This window comes from Micromonospora sp. 15K316 (assembly GCF_004348525.1).
Lineage (GTDB): Bacteria > Actinomycetota > Actinomycetes > Mycobacteriales > Micromonosporaceae > Micromonospora.
Window position 1 is genome coordinate 45,640 of sequence record NZ_SMKG01000019.1, and the last position, 11,158, is coordinate 56,797.

Genomic DNA, 11,158 nt, shown 5'->3' on the forward strand with positions numbered 1-11,158 from the left:
TGACGCCGGGCCGCTCGGCGTCCCCCGGATACGCCCCGGGCACCATGCGCAAGTGCGGTCCCCGGCTCGACGCGCCGGACAGCCCCCAGCGGGCACCGTGGCCGCATGACGACACAGACAGTCACACTGGTCGGGCTCCGGGCGGTGTACGGCTCGGGCAACCGGCGGGTGACGGCGCTCGACGGCGTGACGACGAGCTTCGCCGAAGGCACGTTCACGGCGGTGATGGGCCCCTCGGGCTCCGGGAAGTCCACTCTGCTGCACTGCGCGGCGGGGCTGGACCGGCCGGTGGAGGGGAGCGTCACCGTCGACGGGATCTCCCTCGACCGGCTCTCCGAGGACGACCTGACCCGGCTGCGCCGGGACCGGATCGGCTTCGTCTTCCAGTCGTTCAACCTGATCTCGTCGTTGACCGCGGCGCAGAACGTCGAACTGCCGCTGCGGCTGGCCGGCCGGCGCCCGCCCACCCGGGACGTCGCCGCCGCCCTCGCCGCCGTCGGGCTCACCGACCGGGCCGGGCACCGGCCGGCCGAGCTCTCCGGCGGCGAGCAGCAGCGGGTGGCCGTCGCCCGGGCGCTGATCACCCGGCCGGCGGTGCTCTTCGCCGACGAGCCGACCGGCGCGCTGGACAGCGCCACGTCCCATCAGGTGCTGCGCCTGCTGCGGGGACTCGTCGACGACCACGGGCAGACCGTGGTGATGGTGACCCACGACCCCGCCGCCGCCGCGTACGCCGACCGGATTCTCCTGCTCGCCGACGGCCGTCTCGCCGACGAGCTGACCGGAGACCTCACCGCCTCGTCCGTCGCCGCCCGGATCGCGGCCACGACCGCGGAGCCGGCATGGTGAGCGTCAGGCGTTCCACCGGTGCGTTCGTCGCCGTCGCCATCGGGGTGGCGCTGGTCGCCGCGACCATGCTGCTGCTCGCCTCGGGGCGGCCGCAGACACCGGAGCGGCTGGCGCGGGCGGCCGTCGTCGTGGCCGGCCCCGAAGCGGGTAGCCCCGCCGATCCCTTCCCACCCGACCGCCCGTGGTCCGCGTCGAGGACGGCCGAGCTGGTCGCCCGGCTCGCCGCGCTGCCCGGCGTCGCGGCCGCCGTGCCGGACCGCACCTTCTACGCCCAGCCCCTCGTGGACGGTCGTCCGCCACAGCTCCACGGCCAGCGGCAGGACGCCCACGAGGGGCACGGATGGTCCAGCGCCCGACTCGGCGGGCTGACGTTGGCGGCCGGTGCCCCTCCCCGCCGACCCGGCGAGGTGGTCGTCGACACCGCGCTCGGGCTACGCCCCGGTGCTCCGGTGACCCTGCTGACCGCCGCCGGCGGCCAGCCCTACACGGTCACCGGTCTGCTCGACGCGCCCGGAGTGCACGTCGCCGACGAGGTCGCCACCGCTCTCGCGCCCGGCGTCCGGGCCATCGGCCTGATGCTCTCCCCGGACGCCGATCCCGAGCGGGTCGCTGCCGCCGCCCGTGAGGTGCTCGGCGGCGACGGCCGGGTCGTCACCGGCGACGGGCGGGGAGTGCTGGAACCGCGCGGGGACGCCCGTACCCGCTGGATCGGCATGCAGGTGCTCACCGCCACCGCCGCCCTGGCCGGCTTCGTCACGGTCTTCGTGGTCGCCGCGACCTTCGCGTACACGGTCGCGCAGCGCCGCCGGGAGCTGGCTCTGCTGCGCGCCGTCGGCGCCACCCCTCGGCAGCTCCGCCGCCTGCTCTACCGGCACGCGCTCCTGGTGGGCGCCGGTGCCGCGCTCGCCGGCCTGCTGGCCGGTGCCGCGCTCGCCCCGCTCCTGGGCCGGCTGCTGGTCGACGTCGGGTTCGAGCCGTCGACGTTCCGGGTCCGGTACACCCTCTGGCCGATCGCCGTCGCGCTGGCGACCGGGCCGGTGGTGGCGTTGCTGGCCGTCTGGACGGCGGCCCGGCGGGCGGCGCGGGTACGACCGTTGGAGGCCCTGCGCGAGGCGGCGGTCGAGCAGCGGCCGCTCGGGCCGCTGCGCGCGACGGTCGGAGGGCTCCTCGTCGCGGCGGGCGTGGCGTTCGGGTTCGCGACCGCCCTGGCCGGCGACCCGCAGCAGGGCGCGGACCGCGCCCTGCCCATGGTGATGGCGCTGGTCACCGGCGCCGCCGTGCTGGCACCGGTCTTCGTCGGTCCGGTGACGGCCCTGCTCACCCCGACGGTACGGCGGCGGGGCGGGGCGATCTCGCTGCTGCTGCGTGCCGGCGCCCGGACCGCCGCCCGGCGGTCCGGGGCGACCGCCGCGCCCGTGCTGCTCACCGTCGCCTTCGCGGTGCTGGTGTCGGGCATGATCCGCACGTCCACCCCGGTGTACGCGACGAACCGGATCAACGCGGTGAACGCGGAGTGGGTGCTCCTCCCGGACCGGGCTCCCGGCCTCTCCGACCAGGCGGTCGAGGCGGTCTCCGGCGCGGCGGTGCTGCCGACCACCGTCTTCGTCGACGGTGACACCGCTGCGGAGCCGGTCCGTCCGCTGACCGCGCTCGGCATCGACCCGGCGACGTTCAGCGCGGCGAACCGCATGCTCACCGTGGTCGCGGGCTCCCTCAGCGACCTGCACGGCGAGGGCACGACGGTGGTCAAGGCCTCGCTGGCCGGTACGACCACCCTGCCCGACCGGCCCTACCCGGTGGTCTTCGCCGACGGGGAGCGGGTGCCGTTGCGGGTCGTCGCGGTGGTGAGCGACGACTCCTTCCCCGGCGACCTGCTCCTGCCCCGGGCCGCCGTCCGGGGGCACGACCCCTCCGCCCTGACCGACGCGGTCTACCTCAGCTCTCCGATCGCCCCACCGGCCGGGGCCCGGGTCGTCGACGTCGCCACCTGGGCCGCCGAGGTGGATCGGGCCGAGGACCGGCTGGTCTGGCTGGCCACCCTGCTGCTGATCGGGGTGACGGCCGGCTACGGCGGGATCGCCGTGGTCAACACGTTGCTGATGGCGGCCGCCGGCCGGGCGCGCGATCTGCGGCTCCTCCGGCTGGCCGGGGCGACCCGGCGGCAGGTCGTACGGCTGGTGGCCGTGGAGTCGGCGCTGGTGGTGGCGGTCGGCGCGGCGCTCGGCGGGGTGGTCGCGCTGGTCGGGCTGCTGAGCATCCGGGCCGGGCTGGCCGAGCAGGTCGGCGCGCCCGTCGACCTCGTCGTCCCCTGGTCGGTGGTGGGTGGCGTCGTCGGCCTCTGCCTCCTGCTCGCGCTCGCGTCGAGCGGGTTGCCGGCCTGGCGGCTGCTCCGCCGGCGGTCCACTGTGCACGTCGAGTGACGAACCGGAGGCGTCACCCAACTGAGCGTCGCCGTTCCGCCCGGTCCCGGCAGTCACCGGGACCGGGCGGGGGCGTCTCACCGGCGGTCGGGCTCCGGCCCGGTCGGCGTGGGTCGGTCGGCGGTGGGCAGGACGGCCCGCCCGGTCAACCGCCAGTACTGCCGGCGCTCCTCGTCGCGCACCACCACCCCGAGCCGGCCCAGCTCCCGGCGCAGCTTCCGGGCGTCGTCGCGGCGATCCCGTTCGAGCGCCCGCTCCCGGGCCCGCAGCAGCGCGTCCGCGCCGGCCGGCAGCCCCGGCAGATCGGGCACCCAGAGCCGGTACGCGCCCCGGTGCGGGTCCTCCTCCGCCCACGGCCAGCCGTGCGCGCGGAACGCCGCCCGCAGCCGGTCCCGGTTCAGCTCCGAACGCTCCCGCAGCAGTTCCCCACCGTCGCCGTCGAGCAGCACCAGGTCGCCGCCGTCGACGAGGACGACGCGGACCTGCTGCCGGGGTATCTCCTGCTGCTTGCCGTCCCGGCGCAGGGCGACCCGCTCCCGGTCGACGGTCACGGTGAGCCGTTCGGCGGTGCCGGCCCCGGCGAGCAGCACGCCGACCACCACCCCGACCGCCGCCGCGCCGAGGCCGACCTGCGGCTGCGGCAGCCGCGACACCGCCTCGAACAGACCCTTCCACGGCACCCAGGGCAGGCCGGCGATCCACCCCGCCCCGGCGGCGAGCAGCCAGCCGGCCCCGGCGCCGAGCGGCGGGAAGCCGCCCCACATCAGCACCAGCTCGGCCGCCCCGCCGCCGACCCTGGTGCGGGAGTCGCCGGACATGGTCAGGCCACCTCGCGGCGCAGCGTCCGGACCAGGCCGAGAGCCAGCGGTACGACCACCCAGAGCAGCAGGGAGACGCCGAGCCGACCCCACTGCTCGCCGGTCATGGAGTCGCTCAGCAGCGGCTCCATGGTGCGGCCGGTGTCCAGCCACCCGGCCGCCCGTTGCAGCGCCGGCACCAGCCCACCGACTATCGACCACACGGTGGGCAGCAGCAGGTACGTGACGATGGCGAGCGGGGTGTTGAGCAGCAGCAGCCCGAAGCCGACGCCCATCAGCACGTTGACGAGCTGGAACACCAGCGAGTGGAGCAGCAGGGCCCCGCCGAGCTCCCACCGGCCGGCCCCGCCGGTCACCCCGGCGACCAGCGTGCCGGCCGCGGCCACCGCCAGGCTGATCACCACCGACGCCAGGGTGGCCACCACCACCGCGGCGAGCTTCGCGCCGACCACCCGCTCCCGGCGGGGCACCAGGGCGTACGTGACGAGCGCGGTCCGTTGGGACCACTCGGCCGTGATCGAGAGGATGCCGAGCACGGGCAGGAGCACCCCCACCGGCAACAGTGACGGCACGAAGAAGTTCACGAACGTCTGTTCCGCGTCCTCGGCGTAGCCGAGCTGGAGGGTGACGATGACGGCGGTGGTCAGCCCGATGATGATCAGCAGCCAGAGCCCGGCCCGGGTGTCGGCGAGCTTGCGCAGCTCCACCGCGGTGAGCCGCAGCAGCGACGGCCGCCGTACGCCGGCACGCGGCGCGGGCGCGACGTGGCTCGCGTGGGGTGCGGTGGTGGTGGTCACTTCCCGGCCTCCTTGGTCGATTCGGCGGTGAGGGTGAGGAAGAGCTGTTCCAGCCCACCGCCGGCCGGGCGCAGCTCGGTCAGCGCGACCCCGGCGTCCGCGGCCGCCTGCCCGACGGTCCCGGTCTCGGCGGGCACCAGCAGCCCGTCGGCCGTGTCCCGCGCGGCGAGCCCGGCGGTCTCCAGGGCGTGGCGCAGCGCCTCGGCGTCGCGGGCCCGCACCAGCGTGCCGTTGCCGGCGAGCAGCTCGGTCTTGTCTCCCTGGGCCACGACCCGGCCGCCCCCGATCACCACCAGCCGGTCCGCGACCGCCTCCACCTCGCGCAGCAGGTGGGAGGAGAGCAGCACGGTGCCGCCCCGGTCCGCGAAGTCGCGCAGCAGGCCGCGCATCCAGAAGATGCCCTCCGGGTCGAGCCCGTTGGCCGGCTCGTCGAGGATCAGCACCCGTGGGTCACCCAGCAGCGCCAGCGCCAGGCCGAGGCGCTGCCGCATGCCCAGCGAGTACGCCCGGACCCGCCGCTTCGCCGCCGCCGAGTCGAGTCCGACCAGCTCCAGCCTGGCGGCGACCTCCCGCCGGCCCAGGCCCATGGTGTGCGCGGCGACACCCAGCGCCTCCCGGCCGGTCCGCCCGGCGTGCTGGGCCGAGGCGTCCAGCAGTACCCCGATCTCCCGTCCCGGGTTCTCCAGGTCCCGGTAGGGGCGTCCGGCCGCGGTGGCCCGGCCGGTGGTCGGCGGGGTCAGGCCACAGATCATCCGCAGGGTGGTGGACTTGCCCGCCCCGTTCGGTCCGAGGAATCCGGTCACCGTGCCCGGTTCACAGCGGAACGACACGTCGTCGACGGCCTGGTGCCGGCCGTACCGCTTGCTCAGGTTCTCCACGCTGATCATGCGTCGAGCCTGCGCGAGCCACCCGGCTGCCCGCAGCGGCCGGCGGTCGCCGTTCGCCGCGACCTTGGTCTACGCGAGGGTCTCGACTTTGGTAGCTGGCTGGCCTGCGTCCGGGCTGCCTAGCATTGACACGTGACCAGCGCCGTCGTGCCGGACCACCCCTGGCTGCTGCCGGGGGCGCTCGCCGTGCCGACCGAGCGGGGCCGTTCCCGCCCCCGGCGCACCACCCGGGACTGGATCGTCGACGGCCTCTGCTTCCTGATCTCCCTCTTCTGGGTCCTGGTCGTCACCCTCGACGCCGCCGCGCCGAACCCCGAGATGACCGCCCCACCGCCGCACGACTGGATGATCGCGGCGGACGCGCTGGTCGGTCTGGTCTGCTGCGTGCTGCTCTGGTTCCGCCGGCGCTGGCCGGTCGGGCTGGCCGTCGCCACCCTGCCGTTCACCGCGTTCTCGATGGCCGGGGCGATCCCGCTGCTGATCATCTTCTTCACCGTGATCGTGCACCGGCGTACGGCGATCGCGTTGGCGATGACGGGCGCGGGCATCGGCACCAACTTCCTCCTCGCCTACCTGCGGCCCGAGCCGGGCACGCCGTACTGGGCGTCGATGGCGTGGGGCATCCTGCTCAGCGGGATGGTGCTGGCCTGGGGGATGTTCGTGCGGGCCCGCCGGCAGCTGGTCGTGTCGCTGCGGGAGCGCGCCGAACGGGCCGAGGCGGAGCAGCAGTTGCGGGTGGCGCAGGCCCGCCAGCTGGAGCGCACCCGCATCGCCCGGGAGATGCACGACGTGCTCGCGCACCGGATCTCGCTGCTCAGCCTGCACGCCGGTGCGCTGGAGTTCCGTCCGGACGCGCCGCCGGACGAGGTGGCGAAGGCCGCCGCCGTGATCCGCGGCAGCGCGCACGCCGCGTTGCAGGACCTGCGCGAGGTGATCGGCGTGCTGCGCGCGGAGACCGGGGTCGAGGAGGATCCGGAGCGTCCGCAACCCACCCTGGCGGACCTGCCGGCGCTGATCGAGGAGTCCCGGGCGGCCGGGGTGCGGGTCAACGCCACTCATGGGGTCGCCGACACCGAGGCCGTTCCGGCGGCGGTCGGACGCAGCGCGTACCGGATCGCGCAGGAGGGGCTGACCAATGCGCGTAAGCACGCTCCCGGCGCCGTGGTGACCGTCGGCGTGGCCGGCGGGCCGGGCGCGGGGCTCAGCGTCGACATCCGCAACCGGTGGCCGGTCGGTGGGGCGACCGGCGTGGAGATTCCCGGCGCCGGCACCGGGCTGGTCGGCATCGCCGAGCGGGTCACCCTGGCCGGCGGCCGCCTCGAGTACGGGCGGGACGAGACCGGCGACTTCCGGCTGGCGGCGTGGCTGCCGTGGCCGGCGTGACCGGTCCGGGCCGGGCCGCCATGGACCCCTCGGGCCCGGCCGCGCCCGGCGGGTCCGAGGAGGCGTCGGGCCGCGAGCCGGTCCGGGTGCTGATCGTCGACGACGATCCGCTGGTCCGCGCCGGATTGTCGATGATCCTCGGCGGCGTGCCGGACGTACGGGTGGTCGGGGAGGCCGCCGACGGGGGCGAGGTGCCGGCCGCGGTCGCCGCGGGCCGGCCCGACGTGGTGCTCATGGACATCCGGATGCCCCGGCTGGACGGGCTGGCCGCGACCGAGGCCCTGCGCGCGCTGCCGGACCCGCCGGAGGTGCTGGTGCTCACCACCTTCCACGCCGACGAGCAGGTGCTCCGGGCGCTGCGCGCCGGCGCGGCCGGTTTCCTGCTGAAGGACACCCCGCCCGGGGAGATCGTGCAGGCGGTGCGCCGGGTGGCGGCGGGGGAGGCGACCCTGTCCCCGGCGATCACCCGCGCGTTGATCGCACACGTCACCGGCGCCGCGCCCGCGCCGGTCGGGGCCGATCCGCGTCGCGAGCGCGCGCTGCGGCTGCTCGCCGCGCTCAGCGAGCGGGAGCGGGAGGTGGCCGTCGCGCTCGGCCGGGGGCGGACCAACGCGGAGATAGCCGCGGAGCTCCACATGAGCGTGGCGACCGTGAAGGCGTACGTCTCGCGGCTGCTGACCCGCCTCGATCTGAACAACCGGGTGCAGGTGGCCCTGCTCGTGCACGACGCCGACCTGGTCTGACCACCGGCTGCCGCACATCATCCGGAACCTCACGGCTGAGGTTGACACTCATCCGTGTTCCAAGTTTGAGGGTTCCGGCGGTGGTGGCGTGGACGGTCTCGTGGGACGTGGGCGGGAGGTCGGTGGCTACTGGACCCGGACCAACGACCCGGAGATCGATCTCGTCGGAGCCGATCGGGGGCCGGTCGCCGAGCAGATCACCTCCGTGGGCTCGGTCAAGTGGTTGGAGCGGCACCCCTTCGACGCGCACGACCTGGGCCGACTGCTGCAGCACCGGTCCCGGCTGCCGGGCGCGGACGAAGACCTCGCCCTGGTCGCGGTGTCGCGCGGGGGCGTGGCCACCGAGGGTGTCCGGGCGCTGCCGCCGGAGGAGTTGCTCGTCGCCTACTCGGATTGAACTTCTGCTCGGCGTCTGCCGTACCACTGGCCGAGGATGCGGGTGTGGTGTTCCGCCGCGCCCCTGCCGAGCTGCGGGAGGCCTGCCGTGCGTGTTGGTGAGCAGTCGACGGACCCCATCGACCTGGTGCTGGGCGAGGTGCCGGTGCCGGCGCCGCTGACCCCGGAGGACATCCGGCTCGCGGTACGGGCGGTGGTGGTGCACGCCGCGGAGGAGTGGCCGGCCGGGCCGAAGTGCCGCAACGACGGGTCGGCCTACCCGTGCCGCCTGCACCGCTGGGGGCGCCGGGTGCTGCTCGCGCACGGCCTCAACGACCGCCAGGTCGACGCGGTGATCCGGCACGGCAACCCGTTCGTCCGGGTGCCCTTCCCGTTCACCGCCACCGGCCCGGCCCGCGACGACCGGACCGCCCCCCGTGCGGCGCTGCCCACCCCCGTCACCGCGCCGCGCTGGCCCCGCGCCAGCTGAGCCGGGGCGTCCGGCCCGCCCCCGGGGCGGGCCGAGCCACGCGGCCCGCCTGCCCCGGCGGGCTGCACGGTCTCCCCGGGTGGCGAGACGCCGGCCCGGCGCGGGGTCCCCCCATCCCCCGCACCGGGCCGGCGTCGCTCCGGCGTGGCTCAGCCGATCCCGCAGTCCGGCGCGGACCAGCTGGTGCTGTTGCGAATGCCGTCGTCGTTGTTCTCGCGGCGCGAGTCGACGTGCACGTGGTCGTCGTGGTCCGGGTAGCCGGGCCCGAAGATTCCGCTGAAGCCTCTGCTGCGGGCGTCGCGGGCGACCTCGCAGAGCGAGGAGGTGCGGGACACCACGTCGGCGGAGGTGCCGTAGAGGTGCTGGCTGTCCGACGCGCCGCCGACCTGGTTGTTGCAGGCCCGGCTGCGGAAGCCGCTGGTCACGTAGAGCGGCTCGTCCCCGAGGCTGCGCCGCATGGCCTCCAGCTTCCACATCGTGCGCAGCGCGTTCTGCCGGGTCTCGTTCGCCGAGAGCGGGCCCCCGCTCCACCCGCCCCGGCCGCAGCCGTCGTCCAGCTCGCTGTAGCTGAAGTGGCGGGGTGTGCAGTCGTTGTCCTGGAGTTCGTAGAGCTTGGCGTACGTCTCGGGGCCGGCGACGCCGTCCACCCGCAGCCCGTACGCCTGCTGGAACCGCCGGACCGCGGCGTGCGTCTTGGGTCCGAAGATGCCGTCGGTCTCGACGATGTCCCGGTTGCCGGCCCAGCCGGCTACCCGGATCTGCAACTCGCGCACGTCGGAGCCGGACCGCCCCTGGTAGAGGTTGCGGTTCCACGTGTAGCAGCCGTCGGCATGGGCCGCTGGCGCGGCGACCACCGCGGCGATCGCGGCGCCTGGCAGAGCCAGCGCGAGAGCGACGGCAGCCCGCTTCAGGGTGTTTACGCGCACAGAAGTCCTCCCGATAGGAGCGTGAATGGGGTGGCCTTCGGGACATTGACCGGGGCGTCCCGCGATTTCCACCCTGGCATCTGTCGGGCAGGTTGGGGGCGATTAACGAGAATTGTCCTCATGATTTGCGGTTGCTGGACAGTGGCTGTAAATGTGGTGGATACGCGAATCAACCATTTCCGCCGTGGAACGCCGAGATAGCGCGGAAAGGCACCGAACCTCGCGGAATGACCCAGCGAGGGTGATGTTCTCCGGGGTCGAGTGAGCGGTAACGTCAGGCCCCGGGGCGACGCGCGGGGGAGGTGGACGTGGCGCGGGGAGGCGTCTTCTGCGTCGAGGGCCAGTGGCACCGGGACCTCAACGAACGAGGATCCGTCCTGCCCACCCTCGAACTGCTCGAGCGGCTGGGCAAGATCAGGTTCATCCACAAGGACGCGGCGACCCGCGACGAGCTCTTCTACTTCCTCGACCGGTGGCTGCTCAAGCAGTACGCCGACCACCGGGTGGGGTTCTTCGCGATGCACGGGGAACCGAGCCGGCTCCGGCTGACCGACTGGAGCTCCGTCGAACTCGCCGACGTCGCCGAACTGATGGCCGGGCGGTGCGAGGGGCGGCGGCTCTACTTCGGCAGCTGTTCGGTGCTGCGGGCCTCCGACGCCGCGCTACGCGAATTCCTCGAGATCACCGGGGCGGCCCTGATCTGCGGTTTCACCCGGGACGTCGACTGGGTCGAATCGGCGGCCTTCGAAACGGTACTGCTCGACGTGCTGGCCAACGGTCAACGGCACAACGCCGCGGAACTGCGGATGGGATCCGCGCACTGGGCGCCCCTCGCCTCGTACCTGGGATTCCGGGTGATCTACGCCAACGGGCGCGCCTGGCGCCCCCCGGTACGGCCCCGCGTTCCCGCGCAGCAGGGCGCGGAGCGCACCGCCGCCCGCCCGCACTGACCGGGGCACCCGGACGGGGCGCGGTGGCGGGCCTGGTAGAAACGACTCGTGGCACGCAGCATCGCGACGAACACCAAGGTCGACCGCGACGGCCTGATCGAGTTCCTCCGCCCCCGGCACCGCGTGGTGCTCATGACGACCCGGTCCGACGGGCGACCCCAGTCCTCACCGGTCACCGCGGGCGTCGACACCGCCGGCCGGCTGGTGATCTCCACCTATCCCGAGCGGGTCAAGGCGGCCAACGTGCGCCGCGACCCGCGGGTCTCCGCCTGCGTGCTCTCCGACGACTGGAACGGGCCCTGGGTGCAGCTCGACGGCACGGCCGAGGTGCTGGACCTGCCCGACGCGCTCGAACCGCTGGTGGAGTACTTCCGCTGCATCTCGGGGGAGCACCCCGACTGGGACGAGTACCGCGCGGCCATGGTGCAGCAGGGCAAGTCCCTCATCCGGGTGACCATCGAGCGCTGGAGCCCGATCGCCACGGGTGGCTTCCCCGCCCGCCTCGCCGACTGAGACGGCC

General features: G+C 74.7%; 12 protein-coding genes. 8 read left to right on the plus strand and 4 right to left on the minus strand.

Annotated elements, in window-relative coordinates:
- The first annotated feature begins 105 nt into the window (after window positions 1-105).
- Both E1211_RS07415 and E1211_RS07420 read left to right on the plus strand, forming a co-directional pair.
- Window positions 106-849, plus strand: a complete 744-nt coding sequence (locus E1211_RS07415; protein WP_132346768.1) for an ABC transporter ATP-binding protein — start codon at window positions 106-108, stop codon at window positions 847-849.
- Window positions 843-3,269, plus strand: a complete 2,427-nt coding sequence (locus E1211_RS07420) for an FtsX-like permease family protein (RefSeq protein ID WP_132346770.1) — start codon at window positions 843-845, stop codon at window positions 3,267-3,269. Before E1211_RS07415 ends, E1211_RS07420 begins: the two co-directional genes overlap by 7 nt.
- Before the next feature lie 77 nt (window positions 3,270-3,346).
- Here the strand turns inward: E1211_RS07420 and E1211_RS07425 are convergent, their stop codons facing one another.
- From E1211_RS07425 to E1211_RS07435, 3 genes are read right to left on the minus strand one after another with little or no spacing between them, the layout of a single operon-like run.
- Complete coding sequence (locus E1211_RS07425) at window positions 3,347-4,087, minus strand: hypothetical protein (RefSeq protein ID WP_243709395.1); 741 nt, start codon at window positions 4,085-4,087, stop codon at window positions 3,347-3,349.
- A gap of 2 nt (window positions 4,088-4,089) precedes the next feature.
- Window positions 4,090-4,884, minus strand: a complete 795-nt coding sequence (locus E1211_RS07430) for an ABC transporter permease (protein ID WP_132346772.1) — start codon at window positions 4,882-4,884, stop codon at window positions 4,090-4,092.
- Complete coding sequence (locus E1211_RS07435) at window positions 4,881-5,771, minus strand: ABC transporter ATP-binding protein (protein ID WP_132346774.1); 891 nt, start codon at window positions 5,769-5,771, stop codon at window positions 4,881-4,883. Before E1211_RS07435 ends, E1211_RS07430 begins: the two co-directional genes overlap by 4 nt.
- Before the next feature lie 132 nt (window positions 5,772-5,903).
- Between E1211_RS07435 and E1211_RS07440 the strand changes: the two genes are divergently transcribed.
- The 4 genes from E1211_RS07440 (at window position 5,904) to E1211_RS07455 (ending at window position 8,762) form a co-directional block, all read left to right on the plus strand.
- The gene (locus E1211_RS07440; protein ID WP_132346776.1) at window positions 5,904-7,154 is read left to right on the plus strand and encodes a sensor histidine kinase; all 1,251 of its coding nucleotides are present in this window, start codon (window positions 5,904-5,906) and stop codon (window positions 7,152-7,154) included.
- Window positions 7,155-7,174: 20 nt separating this feature from the next.
- Window positions 7,175-7,897 (plus strand): response regulator transcription factor, encoded by a 723-nt coding sequence (locus E1211_RS07445; RefSeq protein WP_132346798.1) that lies wholly within the window; start codon window positions 7,175-7,177, stop codon window positions 7,895-7,897.
- An 88-nt stretch (window positions 7,898-7,985) separates the two neighbouring features.
- Window positions 7,986-8,294, plus strand: coding sequence for a hypothetical protein (locus tag E1211_RS07450; protein WP_132346778.1), 309 nt, complete (start codon window positions 7,986-7,988; stop codon window positions 8,292-8,294).
- An 87-nt stretch (window positions 8,295-8,381) separates the two neighbouring features.
- Window positions 8,382-8,762, plus strand: a complete 381-nt coding sequence (locus E1211_RS07455) for a hypothetical protein (RefSeq protein WP_243709396.1) — start codon at window positions 8,382-8,384, stop codon at window positions 8,760-8,762.
- A gap of 149 nt (window positions 8,763-8,911) precedes the next feature.
- On the opposite strand, the gene E1211_RS07460 is transcribed toward E1211_RS07455, so the two are convergent.
- Window positions 8,912-9,688: a M15 family metallopeptidase gene (locus E1211_RS07460; RefSeq protein ID WP_132346780.1), complete on the minus strand. Its 777-nt coding sequence runs from the start codon at window positions 9,686-9,688 to the stop codon at window positions 8,912-8,914.
- 308 nt (window positions 9,689-9,996) lie between these two features.
- Between E1211_RS07460 and E1211_RS07465 the strand changes: the two genes are divergently transcribed.
- Both E1211_RS07465 and E1211_RS07470 read left to right on the plus strand, forming a co-directional pair.
- Window positions 9,997-10,638 carry a DUF6642 family protein gene (locus E1211_RS07465; protein WP_132346782.1) on the plus strand — a complete coding sequence of 214 codons (642 nt, stop codon included), beginning with the start codon at window positions 9,997-9,999 and terminating at the stop codon, window positions 10,636-10,638.
- A 48-nt stretch (window positions 10,639-10,686) separates the two neighbouring features.
- Window positions 10,687-11,151, plus strand: a complete 465-nt coding sequence (locus tag E1211_RS07470; protein ID WP_132346784.1) for a PPOX class F420-dependent oxidoreductase — start codon at window positions 10,687-10,689, stop codon at window positions 11,149-11,151.
- The last annotated feature ends 7 nt before the right edge of the window (window positions 11,152-11,158 follow it).